Below are 19,108 nucleotides of genomic sequence, written 5' to 3' on the forward strand. Positions count from 1 at the left end.
AAATTAAAAGGAACAGTGTATGTCAACGATGACATTAAACAAATTAGTTGAGAAACTAAGCCCAGATTGTAGAAAGAGCTTAGAAGCAGCGGTCGCAATTTGTAATAGCCGCAGCCATTTTACGGTTGAATTAGAGCATTGGCTGTTAGCTATGATTGAGCAGCAACTAGACGATGTTAGACTCATATTCGGTGCTTTCGATATTGATATTGATCAGGTAAAGCAAGATTTAAATCAATCATTAGAGTCATTTAAAACGGGCAGTGATTCGTCGCCTAGTCTGTCGGTACATGTTACTACTTTACTTAGACAATCATGGTTAAGCACCAGTATAGAATTTACCGATGAGCAAATTCGCAGTGCTTACGTTATTTATACGCTTACAAAAGACGATACCTTGTCTAGTTTAGTAACGCGTTGTAGCAAGCTTTTCAATAATATAGAACCTGGACAATTACTACATGCATGGCCTGAAATTGTTGCCCAATCGCAAGAACGTAATACTACCACTGCAAGTGCTACAACACCTGCAAATAGTTCATCTAAAACACCAAGCTTAGATCAATTTACCGTAGATTTAACCGCTCAAGCAAAAGCGGGAAAAATAGACCCAATTTTAGGCCGTGATTTCGAAATACGTCAGATGGTAGATATTTTAACCAGACGTCGTCAAAACAATCCAATCTTAACCGGTGAAGCGGGTGTAGGTAAAACCGCTGTGGTTGAAGGACTTGCCCTAAGGATTGCTCAAAAAGACGTACCTGCAGTGTTACAAAACGTTAAGTTGCACAGCCTAGATTTGGCTTTGCTGCAAGCAGGTGCGGGTATGAAAGGTGAATTTGAAAATCGTTTGAAGTCACTAATTAATGAAGTGAAAAACGCTGTTGATCCTGTGATTCTTTTCATAGATGAAGCTCACACTATGATTGGTAGTGGCGGACAAGCGGGTCAAAATGATGCTGCCAACTTACTTAAGCCTGCTCTAGCGAGAGGGGAGTTACGTACTATTGCAGCAACAACGTGGGCTGAATATAAAAAGTTTTTTGAAAAAGATGCTGCACTAACACGTCGCTTCCAAGTGGTTAAAGTTGAAGAGCCAACACCAGAAAAAGCGGTTGCTATGTTGCGTGGTTTAGTTCCTGTGATGGAAAAACATCATAAAGTGTTTATTTCAGAGCAAGCACTTGAAAGTGCAGTGCATCTATCGCACAGGTACATTACTGCGAGACAACTTCCCGATAAAGCCGTTGCATTGTTAGATACGGCATGTGCTCGTGTTGCTATGAGCCAAGCATCGACACCTAATGCGATTGAGCAGTTAATAAACAGGCTTAGTGAAATTGAAGCGCAAGTTTTAATGTTAAATCGTGAGCAAAAAACTGGTTTAGATCATAGTGAACAATTATCAGCACTTAAATCTGAACTAGTTGAGATTGAACAGCAACTTGAACCATTAAATGAGCAGTTCAATGTTGAGAAGGATATAGTTGCCGAGTTAAACCAAGCGCTAGAATCGATTAATACCAACGATGCAGACTCTTCTGCTGAAGTACTTGAGCAGTTAAAAGAAAGCAAGCTTAAGCTTGCCTCGTATGAGCATAACATGGTGCATTGGCAAGTTGATGAAGAATTGATTGCACAGGTTATTTCTGATTGGACTGGTATTCCTGTTGGTAAAATGCATGAAGATGAAATTCATGGCATTTTAAATTTAGCTGAGCAAATGAAACAACGCGTAGTTGGCCAAGATCATGCGCTTGAACTTATGGCTAAAGTGGTGCAAACCTCCCGTGCGCAGCTAGCAGACGAAAGTCGCCCTAATGGTATATTTATGCTGGCAGGCCCAAGCGGTGTTGGTAAAACAGAGACCGCGCTTTCACTAGCACAAGAAGTGTATGGCAGTGAAGATAACGTAACAGTTATTAACATGTCTGAGTTTAAAGAAGAGCATAAAGTGTCATTACTACTTGGCTCACCTCCGGGTTATGTTGGTTATGGCGAAGGTGGTATTTTAACCGAAGCAGTAAGAAGAAAACCATACAGTGTGGTGCTACTTGATGAAATGGAAAAAGCCCATCCAGGCGTGCAAGATATTTTCTATCAAGTATTCGATAAAGGCACCATAAAAGACGGTGAAGGCCGAGACATCGACTTTAAAAACACCATCATTATTATGACCTCAAATGTGGGTACTGATACCACAATGAGCTTATTTGAAGATGAAGAAAGTAAGCCGAGTATTAAAGGTTTATTAAAAGCATTACAAGATGATTTATTAGGCGCATTTAAACCCGCATTTTTAGGGCGCATTAATGTCATTCCTTACATTCCGTTAAGTGATGAAATTCTGACCCAAATTGCAGCGCTGCAAATTAGCAAAATAATTAAGCGTGTTAAAAAGCATTATGATGCGCAATTAACGTATAACGATGACGTGATTGAGCACATTATTGCTAATTGTCAAAATGCTGGTTCGGGTGCAAGAAATATTCACACCATATTACAGAATAAAGTACTACCACTATTGTCTGAAATTTTGCTTTCGAGCATGGTTGATGGTGAAAAAGTGACATCTATCTCATTGTTAATTAAGGATAATGAGTTTGATATTGAGCTAACTAAAGTTAATTTAAAATAACCTGTTTTTATGGTTGTTTCTTTAGTTTTAGAGCATTATAATTCGTGTGTCTTATATAGAAACATGGAATTTTTGAGACATTGTCTTCATCTAGGGAAAGGAATTCTGAAGACCTTTTCATTGCTGTTTTAGAGATAATGATTTCAAGGAATTTTGGGTAACCAAAGTAAACGAATCCACATAATGGATAATATTGTTTAATAAAAAGGAGCATTATCAAATGCAAGCAAATACATATTTAAAATACGGTTCAATCAAAGGCGAAACTACTGCCGAGTCTTTCAAAGATTTAATTACAGTTTTATCTTTAGATTGGAACGTTAGCCGTGAGATTAGTGCAGCGACTGGTACAGCAATGGACCGTGAATCTAGCTCTACTCGTCTAGGCGATGTGACTATTACTAAACTTCAAGATAAAGCATCTCCGGATCTTTTCAAAGAAGCAACTATTGGTAAAGGTCTACCTGCTATTTTCCATATCACTAAACAAGGTGATAAAGTTGAAGAAATCATGAAAATCGAACTTACAGATGCCATGATCTCTAGCTACTCAGTATCAGTTCAAAACGACCGTCCAATTGAAACAATCACTATCAGCTATACTGAAATGATGATGACTGTTACACCAACTGACGATCAAAACAACATCACTGCACCACTAGTATATGGTTACAGCGGTGTTAAAGGTCAACAAATGTAATATTTGTTACCCGATTGTAGCTCTGGGCTTATGCTCAGAGCTTTTTTTGATCTTCAGGATGGGAAAAGCAAGGAATGCAAAAAGCAACACAAGATAAAAACGTAATTCAAATTAGTACCCCTGTTGGTAAAGACGCCCTTTATTTAACACGCTTCGTTGCACAAGAAGCCATGTCAGATTTGTTTGTTATGTCGGCCAATATGTACACCATAGGCCAACAAATCGCACATGAAGATCTGGTTGGCAAACCGGTATCGATAAAGGTAAAAAATGCCGAGGGTGGGGGAGAGCGTTATTATCACGGTATTGTGAGCCAGCTTGTTTCTAACGGCAGCCGCACTGCGGACGTTGACGAACAAAAAAATTACATTGATTATCAAGCTACCATTGTGCCTTTTGCCGCTTCTATGCGTAATCGCAAAAACAGTCGCATTTTCCAAAAGAAAACAATAAAAGATATATTTGCTGATTTGTTTGGCCAACACAATGTGGCTTTTTCAGACAAAACCAGTAAAACCTACCCCAAATACGAATACTGTGTGCAATATCAAGAGTCAGATTTTGACTTTATCCAACGCTTATTACAAAGCGAAGGTATTTTTTACTTCTTTGAGCATACAAAAAGTAACCATACATTAGTTTTGGCAGATGATATCACTGCCTATGAAACATGTGGTGAGGCTAAAGTTATTCATTCAACTGGCCATTTAAGCGAATCTCATGTTTCGCGTTGGCAAGGCGGATTAAGCTTAGCTCCAGGCAGTTTTAAGCGTTTAGGCTACGATTTTAAACAGCCGTCGCGTTACCCTGATGCAGAGCAAGCAAATGCCGAGTTACCCACGCAATCGGTATCAGAAATTTTTGAATATACAGCAGAGGCAGAGTGCCATCCTCGTGCTGCTAATTTGGCATCTGTACAATTAGAGTCACTACAAAGAGACATGAAGCTCTCAAGCGGGCGCAGTGACTGCCGCTCATTTTCTGTTGGTAAACTGTTTAGTTTCAAAAAACATGAAGACCCACGCCTTGAAGGTAAAACCTTTGCTATTACTTCGATGATGACATCGATTGTAGTACCAAACCAATCAGGCGCTGCACAAGCATCAAGTGAAGAAGTGTATTCTAACCATTTTGAATGTGTGCCAAAAGATATTCCATACAGAGCGCAAGTGAGCAAAAAGAAACCGGTTATCAATGGCGTACAAACAGCCATAGTAACGGGTGATAGCGCCGATGAAATTATGATTGACCAATATGGCCGCGTAAAGGTGCAATTTGATTGGGATCGCGAAGGCAAAAAAGATTCTAAAAGTTCATGTTGGATCCGAGTTGCACAAAACTGGGCCGGCAAAAAGTGGGGGGCATTTTTCTTCCCTCGCGTGGGTCAAGAAGTTCTGGTTGATTTTATTAATGGCGACCCAGATCAACCTATTATAAGCGGTGCTGTTTATAACGCAGATTTAATGCCTCCGTACGCTTTACCAGGCGAAAAAACGCAAAGTGGTATTAAAACTCGCTCAACTAAAGAAGGTGGAGCAGATAATTTTAATGAACTGCGCTTTGAGGATAAAAAAGGCAGCGAGCTTGTGTATATGCAAGCCGAAAAAGATAAACAGCTTTACGTTAAAAACGATCAAAACGAAAAAATAGATAACGATCGTAATGTTGAAATTCTTAATAACGACAATCTTAATGTTACAAAAAACCGTATTGCCGAAATGGGTGAAAACGACACCTTAAAAGTAGGTAAAACACTTAATATTGAAGCGGGTGACGAAATAGTGATTAAAACAGGCTCTGCACAAATTAAAATGAGCAGTAGTGGCAATATCACTATAGAAGGTACAAATATTGATATTAAAGGCAGCAATGTAAAAGTAGATGGCAGTGCCATTACCTTATCTGCTGGTGTAATTAAGTTAAATTAATGATGGAAATAGTCAATAACTTTCAATCAGGATTCAGAAACGGCATTGCAAATAACGGGCACGTTGTTTACTGCCGTTACGGTTTACCGCATTTAGTGTGTTTACCAATAAATAGGCCAGATGATCCATTATTAAGCCCTGCTTTAAGTCATTTAAAAGCTATGAATGGCTATTATGCACAGCAGTTTTTTATTCATTTAAGTGATTCACTTAATAGTGAAAATGTAATTTCAAATTTATATCAATATGCAACTCAAAGCACAGTGGCACTTGCTGATCACAGTAAAGATGAGCTAATTGAAGAAATTTCGCTATTAGTGACGACTAACAAGCTACTAGTTATTCCACTGTATGAATAGTATTTCATAAACAAGCAAAGATACGACAAGGAGTCAAAATGGGTAAACCCGCTGCTACAATTGGTCATATGCATGTATGCCCTAAAGTGACCGCTAAAGTGCCACATGTGGGTGGACCTATAGTTGCCGGCTCTGGCAATGTGTTAATAGGTGGCATGCCCGCGGCGCGCAAAGGCGACATGATAGTGTGTATTGGCCCGCCAGATAGCGTAAAAACAGGCTCGGGGAGCGTTAAAATTAATGGTAAACCCGCTGCCAGAATGGGCGATGATAGTGGCCACGGCGGAAAAATCGTTGTGGGCAACCCAACTGTTTTAATTGGTGGCTAACTTTGCTAGCGACCTATTTAAGTGATCATCAAGCACAATTACTACAAATTAGTAACGCTCAATTGTGCCCGTTTACGTGTGTAGGTCATGTTCGTTATTTAAGAAAAACCCTATTAGAAAGCTGCTGGGTAAACGCAAAAAACAATAATCAAAAAAATAATTTTAAATTGCCCACCACTAAGCAACTAGTCGAAATAATAACTAACACTAAAAACGATGAATTAGTTGCCCAAGCATGTATTGAAGTTATGGCTAACTTGCCACAAAATAAAAATATTATATTTATAAATGAACTGCTTAATCAGCCAGCGCTTAGTGCTTTTTTTAAAATCATTATAAATAAAGTGGTTATTCAACAGCATAGCTTTAACTTAATTCGGCTATTAAATTTAAACACCTTGTTTTTTGCTTACATTGCTGATGATGAAATTCCCCCGCAAACCCTGGTCACTATAAATCAAATTACCAGCCTTGCGCAGCACCACGATATAAAGATATTAACGGCAATTTTTGATGCATTAAGTGAACAAGCCCATCTATCCCCCTTAATGTCGTTATTTTTGTTGTCATTAAATTTTGAGCAAGTAAACAGCTTAAGTAATCATGCCAGTAATAACTTATCGGTTGATCAAACACTGCATATTTTATTACAAAGCGGTTTTGTAAAACTAATTGTTTTAGCTAATTCTTTATTACAACAGGTAGAGCAACCCGCGTTAATTATTGCGCTAATAAGGCGCATGTTAGGTGATAAACTCGATCAGCTAGTGGAGTACGATATTCAACGACTTGCTTGGCAAGGCGATGAAAGCGCGTTAATAGATTTTCAGCAGCAGTTAAAACATAACTGGCCTAAATATGAAACCGCCATGTCGAGTTTACGATTGATTGCAGGACACCCTCTTGATGAAGTGCCTAATGCCATTTATTTATCAGCCATGGATAGCTATAGCCAAGGGGTGTTTAACTTATATCGCTATTATCAACACCTCGCTGCCAATAAAGCTCAGGACGAGGTGGTATCATGAGTGCATTTTCAATAGAGATGGTATGCTTTTCTGCCCCAAATATTAGCAGCGTAGATGCATTATTATTTGACGATAACAGTGCTGTTTTTAATGAGTTGCAATGGCAGTCTTGGGATGCATGTGTTTACGATTGCATAATTAAATCTAAAGAATTAATGGCAGAAGTCACAGACAGCACATTGCCGATGATTTGGTTACTTCCAGCTTTATCATTTCAAGACGAGCTAAAACAGTTATTAACTCAGAGCTTACAACAGCTATACCCCGATCATAGCAACGAGCTTATTTTTCATGGTGCAACAGCCGCGCACTCTGCTATAGCTTTGGCCGGTGAAAAAAAATGGCAAAAATTTAATGTAATTGCTTTAGATGCAACTTTTAAAGCAAATAAACAGCAGCAGTTTGTATATCAAGGTGTAGGTGGTGCGTTGGCTGTAGTTGAAATGGTGCCTTATGGGTGGTCGCAGGTAAGCCATGAAATTGCAGCATCTATTGATTTTAGCAAACATAATCAGCTTGCAGGTATGCTTACGCGATTAGCTGAACAAACAGAGAATAAGATTGATTTAATTTTTGCACCAGGAAATGGGGTAGATGATGATAGTTGGCTAAACAATTTACAGCTACTTACTAGCTTAATTGATGAGCACACTTATTACGAACTACCCAATTATAAATTAGGGAAAATAGGCGCACTAGAAGGGTTGGTTAATTTGTACCAATTAACTACAAGCCCTGCAATTGTTGAGCATTTTAGTTATGCATTAATGCTCTCACATGAGCAAGCTAAGCATCAAGGTGCAGCATCATACTTATGGATAAGTGAGGAAGTACACAGCTAATGCAAAGTAATACCGTTGTTTTACAGGGAATAAGTTACCCAATTTGCCTCGTCGCAGGTAAAGGTTCTGCGCCGTCGGGCTTTGTTGCTGTAGCAGCTAACACGCCGGAAAGTGCCAAAAATCAAATTGCACAAGTCGGCAGTGCGCTTACAAGCGATGCAGCTAAACGTTTAGACGTTATTAACTTGCTTAACCTTGCAGGAGTAAGCTGTTCGCGCGGTTCGTCAGCCCGTGAAACCGCGAGTGTATTAACCCAAGCTTTGGTTGCAGATAAAATTAGTTGCTATCACCAAAAAGCTAAGTCGGCTATTCAAGTAAGCGATAACACCAATAGCGGCGCAGCAGGTAAAAAGCTAAATAGTAAGAGCAGTTCAACTGCCTCAGGTAAAAGTGCCTCTCAAGCGCCGGCTAAAAATAGTGGCGGTGCAAGTAATAATACCCCAAGTGAAGAACCTATCACCAAGCAAGAATGCCGTTCTGATCCAGTTTCTATGCTCTCGGGTGAAGAAATACTGCCGCTTATTGATTTCACCTTAGCAGGCAGCAAACAATTAATTTGGCGACGCCTATACCGCTCATCGCATGCGGATGTATGCAGTGTAATGGGTAATGGTTGGCGACATGACTTTATGGTGCAGCTAACTGAGCACTATTTACCGCCACCTAAAGTAGGTCCAAAGCAAAAAGGCACCTACTGGTTAGAATACCAAGATGAGCATGGCGCTAAACACCGCTTTGAAAAAGTAAAACCGGGGCAATCGAGCTATCAGTTAAGTAGTAATTTGGCGTTGCATTACCAAACTAATGGTAAGCAAGTATTGGTAACCCCAGATGATCAGCATCTTACGTTTAAAGCCGGCGAGAACTCATGGTTGCTCGAAAAAGTTATTAATGAAAAAGGCCAAAGTATTGGTTTTTATTACGATGCGAAAGAGCGCTTGCATCGCGTTGAGGTAAATAAAGCGCGTGGCTGTATTTTAAAATATAACCCGCAAGGGTTGCTGGCAAACATTTCGGCTTACCGTACTGGCGATAACAATAAGCCTGTATTGCTAACGCCGTTACTTGCGCAATATGATTATGATGAAAACAAAAATCTCGTTCGCGCGACCAATCAGCAGGGTGAAACAGAGCATTATGGCTATAACGCCGCTAACTTATTAACTAAGCGTACCCGTGCCAGTGGTTTTAGCCATCATTTTGAATGGGACAGTTACTCATCAAGTGCTAAATGTATAAAACAATGGGGCGATAACAACACCTATACGTATCAGTTTGAATATAATTTAAACGCTGGTGAAACAACCTGTATAGATTCGCGTGGGCATAAAGAACACTTTGTACATAACGCGCAAGGTAAGTTAGTTAAGCACACCGATCCAAATGGTAATGTGTGGCAATACCGCTATAACGCACAAGGTCAAAAAATAACGGAAATAAAGCCAGATAGCAGTGAAATAAAATACAGCTATACCCCTTATGGTCAATTAGAATCAATAACCCAACCAGATGGCAGTGTCACTAAATTTGCTTACAACCAATTGGGTCAGCGTGTATTAACCACCTTGCCTGATGGCCAAACCATTACCCGTAAATATAGCGTGGCGGGTTTGCTGCAAAGTGAAACCTTTGGCGACGGTCGTACCGTACTTTACAGCTATGACAAATTTGGCCAATTAACCCAACACATAAATAAAGATGGGCAAGTCACTAAATTTGTATGGAACGAGCAAGGCGAGCTTTTAGCCAAGCACCATAACGATGAGCTTATTCGTTATAGCTACGACAGTTTAGGCCGTGTAAATGCCACCATTAATAACGCAGGTTTGCTGACTCAATATAAATACAATGAGCACGGCCAGCTTGCGCAAACTATTGCCTTTGACGAAAAAGACCCTGAGAACAAACAGCATCAATATTTTAGTTACGATGATGCAGGGCGGTTAATTAGCTCGCAAAACAGTAAGGGTGATACCACCGAGCAACACTTTGAAGGGCTAAGCCAGCCACATTGTGTTATTCAGCCCGATGGCAGCGCATTGCATTTAACCTACGATAAAGAGCGTAACTTAACTGCCATTGAGCGCAGCGACGGCCATGTATACCGCATAAGTTATGACGCAAACGAAAACCCAACGCAAGTTACTGGGTTTGACGGTACGCTGCAGCAGTATAAATACGATGCTTGCAACCGCTTAACCTCGGTTACACAAAGCGATAAACGCCATGTAAAAATAGAGCGTGATAAATTAGGCCGCGTAACTGCGCAACATGCAAGTTTGGCAACCGATACTCACATCGTTAATAATGCCAATTACTACAGCTATAACCTGCAAGGTAAAATTACCCGTGCGCATAATGCACAATCAACTTTAAATCAGCAGTTTGATAAAGGTGGGCGGTTACTGCGTGCTGAGCAAGTACATAATCAGCAACAAGCGCATACCTTAAAATACAGTTACGACGACTACGGCAGAAGGCAATCACTGACCTTGCCAGATTCAAGCACGCTTAAATATAGTTACAATAAATTTGGTCAGCTAAGTGCTATTCATTTACAGCAAGCTAATAGCACAGCTGTTGAACTTGCACAGCTTAGCTACGACAGCCAAGGTAATATCCAAACGCAAAAGTTTGGTAATGACGTAACCCTTACCCAACAGTTTGATGTATTTAACCGCTTAACACAGCAGCAGTTAACTCATCCTGCGCAAGCACTATTTGATACCTGTGCATACAATTACGACAGCGTAAACCAGCTCATTGCTCGTGATAACGAAGGCGTTAGCAGCCATAACATTAATTTTGAGTACAACAGCCTTGGCCAGTTAATTCAACAAAATCTAGCGAGTTCTGAAGTTGATACAACCACTCAATACCAGTGGGACAGTTTTGGTAACCCAGTTAGTCAATCAAAAATTCAAAATAACGAGTTAGCCGAACAACAAACTACTCAGCACAATGATGATAGCGATGCCATCAATAAGGTTGAAAGCAGTCAGTCAGAAAGCACACGTAATGTAATTCATAGTGAGTACAGTGATTCAAGTACAGCAACCGCAGCCAGTGAGCTAAGCGAAGACGATGGAGTTATTAAAGGCTCTACAGACGCAGACCGTTTAACCCACTTTGGCGATAGCGACTTTCATTATGATGAGTTTGGTAACCAAATCCGCGAAACCGGCAAAGGCATAAAAACCCGCCGCGAATACAACGCGTTTAATCAGTTAAGCTGCTTTAACAACAACGGCACGCTTACTCAATACGATTACGACCCACTTGGGCGTCGTATCGGCAAGCACACCGAGCAGGGCAAAATTGACTACATTTGGGATAACGACCAGTTAATTGGCGAATACCAACACGGTGAATATACCTGGTATATCAACCTGCCAAATCAATTCCACCCAGTTGCGCTTATTAAACAAGATGAGGTGTACTACTACCACCTAGATCAACTGAATACGCCTCGTTTTGTAACCAACAACAAAGCAGAAGTGGTATGGGAAAATCAAGCCGATGTGTATGGTTATGAAGAGTCAGAAGCCGAGTCTGGCACTAACAAAGAAAGTAGCTTCACTCAGCCTATACGCTTTCAGGGTCAGTATTTAGATGAAGAGAGCGGCCTACATTACAACCGCTACCGCTACTACAGCCCCAAACAACAGCGCTTTATAAACCAAGATCCGATTGGCTTAGTGGGTGGGATAAACCACTATCAATATGCACCGAACCCGGTTAATTGGGTGGATCCGTTTGGGTTGTTGTGTAAAGAGGGTGAAGAAAGGCTTGATAGAATGCTTTCTAATTTAGTTTCTTCAGGTGGTATTGATGAAGCTACAAAAAATAAAATTCTAGAAATTGCGATTGCAAGTGCAGTTATTAACGACCCACAAAAATCGACTCTTAAATATACAGCAGAGGGTGCTAAATATAGAAAAGAGCATGTATATGATATTGCAGGCCTTGATGAAGATAATGGCTTAATTAAACTCAATAAAATGAGTACATCAGGTGAAGTTATTAGTACAGAGGTTATAAGCACAGCACAATTTGCTGAACAGCATGTTATTAACAGTAAGCGTGTAAAACTCAGCCCTAATTCAAAACCGACTAAATATCATAAACGTACAGTGGGTGAAGTAGAGATCGCTAGGAAAGCTTTTCCACCTAAGAGGGCTGAGTATATATCTAGCTATGCAAATGCCGCTTTAAACAACGATAATCACATCGCACATGAGTACTTTAGCAAAGATGAATTAGAGTACATGGAATATAAAGGTGAGGTACCTAGAGGGTATAATGTACATCACAAGAAGCCTATATTTAGATGTGAAAGTAACGAAGATCCGAATAAACTAGAAAATCTAGAATTACTACCTGATGAGTACCATAGTAAAAAAAATAAAGAATTACATTGGTACGCTGAAGGTAAGTGTCCTTATGCAAGTGGTGATGGTCCCTCTTTGTCTAATTTAAATAACTGGGAGTTTTTATAGTGAAGAATGAAAAAATAGCAGGGCTTATTGGCGAAGCCAAGTTGTTGAAAAATTATGATGATAGAGCGGGTGGGGCTTCTGATGAAGAAATTGCGTCTCTTGAAATGGATTTTGGGATAACTTTGCCAAATGATTATAAATATTTCTTATCAAATTTTGGTTTTGCATCATGGTTTGGCGGGGGGGTTCAAGGGCTTCCAGATGATAACTATAGATTCAAAAAATATTCAGCTGTCAATCTAAACACCATACATCACGTTAAGTCATATGAAAAAGAAAATTATTTACCAGTTCCAAAATTTGGTTTGGTGATTAATACATACGATGGTGGTGGTTATTACTTTTTGTTTTCCAAAGAATCTGAACGTGCGGGTGAGGTCGGTCTATTTTTAACTGAAACATATGGCCAAGAGGTGTCTAAGTTTAAAAGCTTTACAGATTACTTATCTTTTCTTGTGACTGGAAGCCCTGATCCTGAACTTGTAGATGTGGATTACGATAAAATAATGGACATAATTGAAGACTAATTATGGTACTCAATTATAAAAGCAGAGGTATAGAACCAATATGTTTGGTTTAATAAAAAAATATGACGTACACATGTGCTCTGAAGTTAAAGGGATTATTACTTTAAACGACAATCCCGTTGAAGGTGTTTTAATTAATCGCAGCCTTAAATTTGCACATAAAATTGATAGAGAAGATCAGGTTATTACAGCTTCCGATGGCACGTTTAATATGCCAGAAGTTGTTGTTGAGTCAAAAATACCCGGTGATATGTTTTCCCATGAAGTTACTTATCAACTTATTACTGCAATTCATGGCGGTGAAGAGTATGAGCTTTGGAATAGTGAGCTACGTGGTATTGATGAGCCCGATGAGTATAAGCAAAAGCTAAGCAGTCTAAACGCTGATTTAGTATCACCTAATGTGGATTTTATATTTCCTAACCATGCTCATGAAAATTTAGATTTTTATGGCTCGACTATTTGTAGATGGGAAAGTGACTTTGAAATCTATGAAACTGAAGACGACGATACGGATTACTTTAAAGATTTTAAATAATAAAAGGATTTTACATGAAAATTTTATCTCCTAGCATAGCGGCACAACTGGCTGATTTTGCGTACAAAAGCATTGCGGTTTCGGCGGCTGGTGATCAGTCAAAAAAAATAAAGTCGAATCCAATTATTAGCAAGCACTTTGCATTTGATTCAAAAACATCAACACTAACAGGTGTAAGTGGCACAACAGCAGAGCATGTATTGAACCAATCTACTGGTTTTGGCTTTTTTGGTGTAGGCAAAGGTACCGGTAACCATGCGGGCGAGATAGTTATAGCAATACGGGGTACTGCTGGGCTTGCTGATGCGTTAACAGATTTACACTGTGGTGTTACCGTTGGCCCAAACTGGACACCGGTGCATTCTGGATTTAATCGTACTTTTGAAACTATTAAACCGCAATTAGCAGCAATATTGAGTAAGGCAGGTGGGCGCCCTGTTCACTGTATTGGCCATAGCCTTGGTGGTGCTTTAGCAACGTTAGCAGCTAATTGGATTAAAGCTCAATATAAGGTGCCTGTAAAACTTTATACTTTTGGATCTCCAAGGGTGGGTCTAAACCCTTTCGCAATTAAAACAGAGACAAGATTAGATGGTATTTATAGGGCTGTTCATCGTAGCGACCCTGTAGCTATGGTTCCTGTTTGGCCTTTTGTACATGCGGGGAGCGAATATAGGCTAAGTACGTGTGTTTCATTAACGGGTGCGGCGCATAAAATGGCAGGTAATGCACCTGGTTATATTAACACTGCAGCTAGTTACCCTGACTATAAAAGTATGCAGAAAGGCTCGATATCTAACCTAACGATGACACGTCTGAAGTACTATAACCGCCATCACGCTTCTTTTAATGCACATTGGTCTGAAAAAATCACAAGTGCCCTTATTACTTTATTACGTGAGAGCGGTAAGTTAGCAAGTATTATGGGTCAAATAGGCACATCAGGTGTTTTAACTATTTATGATTTATTAGCTCGGTCAATTGTCGAAATTTCACAAATGTCAACTAAGTTTGCTGAAGACAGTAAAGGATTAATTGGGCATATACTCAACTTTGTAGGAAAGCCATTTGTTGCCGTTGATATAACTTATGCAGGGGTAAAAAAAGCTTTAACTTGGATGTTAGAAAAACTTAAAACACTAGTAATTGCTGCGGTCAAAGTTTCACCTCATATCGCCTTTGGCTAGTAATTAAATTAAGGCTCAGATAGCTACTGAGCCCATTCTCGTAAAAGTGGTTAGCCATTAGTATTTAGATAAGTGCTAAGCTGCCCTATAAACTCTCAAATATAAGGAAATATAATGAATAAAATAAACACGGATGTAAATTACAGAACAATGGCCGGCAATGCGCGTTTAGTTATTATTGCCGAGTCGAGCCATAACCCAGTATCTTATAAATATGAGGCTATAAAGGCCTTAAAACAGCTTAAGGCTGCTGGTTTCACTCATTTTGCAATGGAAATGCTACCTACAAGAATAAAAGACAAAATAGATTTTTATCAGCGGACTGGTAAGGGGTTTGACGTAATCAAGCAGCACTTCAAATCAAAATGGAATTGGACTAATGCTTCAAGCACAGGATATGGGGAGTTAGTAAAAGCGGCTAATTCTCTAGGGATGAAAATTGTTCCTTTAGATATGCCTATTGAAATGATGGATGAGATTGACGGGCGTTGTAATTGGGAGCAAGCAGACACAGGTTCATGTACTGACTCTCATATCGAACGAAACCATATGTGGGCAGATATTTTAAATAAAAATTTAAAGTTAGAAGAAGGCTCTCGAATTGTTGCATTTATGCATAGGTACCATGCGTTTCATGCTGGCAATAAGCATATTGGAATTGACTCTATTATGTTAAATTCAAAAGTTAGTCGTATCAGTATCATAGAGTACATCGGTGGATCTACCTGTATTGACAATGGTGTTTGTAAGGGGGAGGGTGATGTCGATAAACCATTAAGAGAAACTTATTTTTATAAGAAAGGAACGTATATACCTTCGTCTTTACCTTCTTACACAGTTCATATTCCTGAAAAAGCCATTTTAAGGAAATGATAATATGGCTAAAATTTTATTAATATTGATTCTTATAGCGCCTTCCATTAATGCCGCAGGGCCTCGATGGGATAATTCAATAGATATAAACGCTCCTGATTTAACTGTATCAGCTGCCGCAGAGCAGTGCCATAAAAGCTTAATTAACGCGCCTGAGTATCTCGAAGAGTGGTGTGAAAAAGCTTATGAAATGGGATACTGGAAGGCACTGGTTACACTAAGCCTTCATAATGGAGATGGAACTCGATTATTAAAGGAGGCCAAAAAGCGGGTTGCGGCAAAAGAGCCAAAAGCTTATTCAACTTTAGCTTGGTTATATGGCAGTGGTATGTTTGTGGAGCAAGATATTAATTATGCTATTTCCCTTTACAAAGAATTTTTAGCATTAGATGCAAAATTGCCAAATTCGTTAGTTGCGGCTGCGCACTTTAAGTTAGCAAACTTATATGAATCGCAGCAGAATTGGCTTGCAGTAAATGAGCATGCACAATATGTTATTGACCACAGCCCTTTAGCTTATGATAAAGAACGAGCTGTTGATTTGATAGAGTTAGCTAAAAAAGAAATTTTGATTAAGAATAAATCATTGAATGAATAGACTAGACACCCATTCTGATTTTGCAGTTTAGTAAACAAAGTACTACCACTTTATATAGCGTTTCGTTCGGCGTGCATTTTGTATGGTGATGAGCTTTCTACAGGTCAACCTCAATTATCGCAGAGGCTGAGTTGAAGATAAGTTGCTTAAGCTCGAAAGGTGTTTTGTATTGATGTATGTGTTTACGCAGTTTTGAGTAACCACACTCAACACGCAGAGATAACTATAAGATTAAAGTTGTAATGAAATATGTAAGTCGATGCGCTTATCTAAGCGAGCTAATATAGAGGGAATGATTTGTTTTTTAGTGATAAGCAAAAAAATAAAGTGGAATTTTATGCACTTGTATATGTAATCTCATTTTTATTGCCATTTCCTGCTTCGCTATATTCTGTTGCATTATCTCAATTAGGTGGTGTAGCACTTTGGCTGATTGGCTCAATAACATATATGATTGTTTACCTGCGAGTCGTGTCAGAATTACCAAAAGAAGATAGGTATTTTGTTACATGGGGTCAAGCAAGCTATTTTCCTCAACTGCTTTTTAAAGTAGCCCCTGTATTAATATTTATACTTCTTTGCTTGTTGGGAAGTTTATAGTGTTTAAAAACGATGAGGTGTTTTTATTATTCACCCCATGGAAGCTTTTACGTAGGTTCTTATTAGTAACAATCATCTTACTTATAGGAACGGTTTATTCAGGCATGACATTGTTAACACAGTACTTTGATATAAGTCCAGAGTGGCTGTTGGGTATTTTGTTTTCCGTTGGAATTATGTTTTGCTTTTTTAACTTTAAAGTTAGTCAAGGCTCTTTTCTATGTGCAAAGATATTGAAATACTATGCTCTATTTTTAGCTTTGATTTGCTTACCATCATTTATAATTTTAGAGGGAAGTGGTTATCATATAGCTACAGTTACTAATATAGCCTTTATGCTGCTGTCTTTTTATCTAATTAAGGGAAATAAATACCAAGGCTTAATTCAATATCAATATAATTTTTTTAAGGATATAAAAGACGCTCGGGCCGCTGTTGAAAAAGAAATGGCTAAAGGAAATAAAAGGAAGAAAAAGTAAGGCTGTATAGCTTTGCTGAAATGCAAAGGAACATAGATAAAAATAGGGCGACGGGTATGTTAGCCGCGCAATGCCATTATGGCGTGGAGTTAAGGAATGTTATTCAAAAAGTGAAGAATGTAACTTCACTACACAAGAGCTTTTATTTGCAATGAGCTATGAATATGCAGTTGCTCCACAGCTCTGAGAATAATAACGCTATTGAATTTTATAGATGGTGTTTTGAAAATTTAAATAAAAACAAGGATAGGTAATGAATAAAATAAACACGGATGTAAATTACAGAACAATGGCCGGCAATGCGCGTTTAGTTATGCTTGGCGAATCGAGCCATAGCACCGCTGGTTATAAGTATGAAGCAATTAAGGCAATCAAACAGTTAAAAACTGCTGGCTTTACCCATTTTGCAATTGAAATGCTGCCACGTTTTATGCAGGAAAAAATAGACTTTTATCAGCGAACGGGTAAAGGCTTTAATGTTATACAGCAGTATTTTGATAAGTATTGGACGCATGGCTATTTGACACCCCATGCATATGGTGAACTTGTAAAGGCTGCGCGTAACATTGGAATGAAAATAGTTGCGCTTGATGTGTCGGTTGAAACAATGGATTTAATGGATAGCGTATGCTCTTCAGCGCAGATGGAAGAAGGTGATTGCTTTGATACCCATACTTCTAGAAATGCACTTTGGGCAGTTAATTTAGCAGCTATATTAAATAAATCTAGTCAAAATAAAGTAGTCGCGTTCATGCATCGTTTTCATGCGGTACTAAATGCTGCAAATCAGACTGGTGTGGATGTATTTCTTAAAGATCATAATATTTACAATGTGCGCTTCATCGACTTTATTGGAGGGTTAAGTTGTATAAGTGATAGACGCTGCTTAGGTGACTCTAATCAGGAGCAATCCTTAAAGGAGCGCTATTATTATTTAGAAGGCTACCCGCACGAATCATCTGTGAAGTCATTTCAAGTGCATATACCTGAAAAGCGAGTAAATAGTGATGGTTCATTACAATGGTAAAAATAGTATCAATAATTATGTTTGTTGGATGTTTTGCATTTTCTTCAGTGTTGAAAGCATCACTTTTTCCTGACATAGATATTAACTCCCCTGACTTAACTGTAGAGAAAGCTGCTAAACAATGTCAAAAGAGCTTAATGCATGCACCTGAACAATTAGAAGCATGGTGTGAAAAAGCGTATCGTCTTGGTCATTGGGAGGCTTTATATTACATTGGTGTTCACACTGGTGATGGGTCTCGTTATTTAGAAGAGATTAATACTCGTATTGCAAATAACGAGAATAGTGCTTTAAAAAAACTGGCTTGGATATACCGAAGTGGCCACTTTGTTGAAAAGGATTTAAAAGAATCCGCACGATTATATGAATTATATTTACTTTCCAGTGATAGCGAAATTAATTTTCAAAGTGTTTCAGCTCATTTTGAACTAGCCACAATTTACCAAAAGCTGGGTATGTGGAATAAAGTAATTTTTCATACAGATTATGTAATAAATTATGCAAATAGAACCGATTGGGAGCATCGTGCTCAATATATACAAAATCAAGCCAAAGCATCATTAGCTGAGAATAAATCATTGAATAAAAACTGATACTAAAAGGAGCTATAATCGCCAAAGTAAAGGCGCTATAGAATTATTATGGAACAACAACACCAACAAACACTAACCAACCTTGTATACGATATTTACGAGGATCCAACCAAAATTGAAGAGCATCAAGAACTTATTCAACCATTATTGAGCGATTTAGTTGCAACTGCGCCTGCGGGTTTTGAAGGCATGGCGACGATGATCAATACTCACATATCAAACGGGTTTAAGTTTAAAAACCCTAAAATACAAAAATTTGAGCTTGAGTCAGGCTTATTAAAGCTTAAAACCTACCTGCAAAAAATAAACCTTTAATTAGTTTCGTAATTGCCAATACTCTCGGCGTAGTGTATTGGCTGTAAT

Annotated in this window: 18 protein-coding genes; all 18 read left to right on the forward strand. The window is 38.8% G+C overall.

From position 1 onward, the window contains the following. Window positions 1–19 precede the first annotated feature (19 nt). The gene (tssH, locus tag QL989_RS09375) at window positions 20–2,638 is read left to right on the forward strand and encodes a type VI secretion system ATPase TssH (RefSeq protein ID WP_290169999.1); all 2,619 of its coding nucleotides are present in this window, start codon (window positions 20–22) and stop codon (window positions 2,636–2,638) included. Between the two features lie 220 nt (window positions 2,639–2,858). Further along, the gene (locus QL989_RS09380; RefSeq protein WP_138605861.1) at window positions 2,859–3,338 is read left to right on the forward strand and encodes a type VI secretion system tube protein Hcp; all 480 of its coding nucleotides are present in this window, start codon (window positions 2,859–2,861) and stop codon (window positions 3,336–3,338) included. Between the two features lie 74 nt (window positions 3,339–3,412). Further along, complete coding sequence (gene tssI, locus QL989_RS09385) at window positions 3,413–5,266, forward strand: type VI secretion system tip protein TssI/VgrG (RefSeq protein WP_290170001.1); 1,854 nt, start codon at window positions 3,413–3,415, stop codon at window positions 5,264–5,266. Next, window positions 5,266–5,625, forward strand: a complete 360-nt coding sequence (locus tag QL989_RS09390) for a hypothetical protein (protein WP_054201386.1) — start codon at window positions 5,266–5,268, stop codon at window positions 5,623–5,625. Before tssI ends, QL989_RS09390 begins: the two co-directional genes overlap by 1 nt. Before the next feature lie 38 nt (window positions 5,626–5,663). Continuing rightward, the gene (locus tag QL989_RS09395; protein WP_010389361.1) at window positions 5,664–5,954 is read left to right on the forward strand and encodes a PAAR domain-containing protein; all 291 of its coding nucleotides are present in this window, start codon (window positions 5,664–5,666) and stop codon (window positions 5,952–5,954) included. Between the two features lie 2 nt (window positions 5,955–5,956). Beyond that, the gene (locus tag QL989_RS09400) at window positions 5,957–6,982 is read left to right on the forward strand and encodes a hypothetical protein (RefSeq protein WP_290170005.1); all 1,026 of its coding nucleotides are present in this window, start codon (window positions 5,957–5,959) and stop codon (window positions 6,980–6,982) included. Then, window positions 6,979–7,824 (forward strand): hypothetical protein, encoded by an 846-nt coding sequence (locus QL989_RS09405; RefSeq protein ID WP_290170008.1) that lies wholly within the window; start codon window positions 6,979–6,981, stop codon window positions 7,822–7,824. The genes QL989_RS09400 and QL989_RS09405 overlap by 4 nt, the downstream gene beginning before the upstream one ends. After that, entirely contained in the window at window positions 7,824–12,323 is a 4,500-nt protein-coding gene (locus QL989_RS09410) for an RHS repeat-associated core domain-containing protein (protein WP_290170010.1), read from the forward strand. The genes QL989_RS09405 and QL989_RS09410 overlap by 1 nt, the downstream gene beginning before the upstream one ends. Further along, window positions 12,323–12,850, forward strand: coding sequence for an SMI1/KNR4 family protein (locus QL989_RS09415; RefSeq protein WP_290170011.1), 528 nt, complete (start codon window positions 12,323–12,325; stop codon window positions 12,848–12,850). The genes QL989_RS09410 and QL989_RS09415 overlap by 1 nt, the downstream gene beginning before the upstream one ends. Before the next feature lie 40 nt (window positions 12,851–12,890). Next, complete coding sequence (locus tag QL989_RS09420) at window positions 12,891–13,388, forward strand: DUF6795 domain-containing protein (RefSeq protein WP_290170013.1); 498 nt, start codon at window positions 12,891–12,893, stop codon at window positions 13,386–13,388. Between the two features lie 14 nt (window positions 13,389–13,402). Next, on the forward strand, window positions 13,403–14,575 hold the full coding sequence (locus tag QL989_RS09425) for a lipase family protein (RefSeq protein ID WP_090493398.1): 1,173 nt from the start codon (window positions 13,403–13,405) through the stop codon (window positions 14,573–14,575). 114 nt (window positions 14,576–14,689) lie between these two features. After that, on the forward strand, window positions 14,690–15,448 hold the full coding sequence (locus QL989_RS09430) for a ChaN family lipoprotein (RefSeq protein WP_290170016.1): 759 nt from the start codon (window positions 14,690–14,692) through the stop codon (window positions 15,446–15,448). 4 nt (window positions 15,449–15,452) lie between these two features. After that, a complete protein-coding gene (locus tag QL989_RS09435) occupies window positions 15,453–16,046 on the forward strand; it encodes a hypothetical protein (protein WP_075170029.1) in 594 nt (197 codons plus the stop codon). Window positions 16,047–16,343: 297 nt separating this feature from the next. Continuing rightward, the gene (locus tag QL989_RS09440; RefSeq protein ID WP_010389349.1) at window positions 16,344–16,646 is read left to right on the forward strand and encodes a hypothetical protein; all 303 of its coding nucleotides are present in this window, start codon (window positions 16,344–16,346) and stop codon (window positions 16,644–16,646) included. Beyond that, window positions 16,646–17,125, forward strand: a complete 480-nt coding sequence (locus tag QL989_RS09445; protein ID WP_290170021.1) for a hypothetical protein — start codon at window positions 16,646–16,648, stop codon at window positions 17,123–17,125. The genes QL989_RS09440 and QL989_RS09445 overlap by 1 nt, the downstream gene beginning before the upstream one ends. A 253-nt stretch (window positions 17,126–17,378) precedes the next feature. Beyond that, entirely contained in the window at window positions 17,379–18,152 is a 774-nt protein-coding gene (locus QL989_RS09450; RefSeq protein ID WP_290170023.1) for a ChaN family lipoprotein, read from the forward strand. Beyond that, complete coding sequence (locus QL989_RS09455) at window positions 18,146–18,745, forward strand: hypothetical protein (RefSeq protein WP_198522813.1); 600 nt, start codon at window positions 18,146–18,148, stop codon at window positions 18,743–18,745. Before QL989_RS09450 ends, QL989_RS09455 begins: the two co-directional genes overlap by 7 nt. A 48-nt stretch (window positions 18,746–18,793) precedes the next feature. Next, the gene (locus QL989_RS09460; protein ID WP_010389341.1) at window positions 18,794–19,060 is read left to right on the forward strand and encodes a hypothetical protein; all 267 of its coding nucleotides are present in this window, start codon (window positions 18,794–18,796) and stop codon (window positions 19,058–19,060) included. Window positions 19,061–19,108: the final 48 nt, after the last annotated feature.

The sequence above is a fragment of the Pseudoalteromonas sp. APC 3224 genome, from assembly GCF_030407535.1.
Lineage (GTDB): Bacteria > Pseudomonadota > Gammaproteobacteria > Enterobacterales > Alteromonadaceae > Pseudoalteromonas.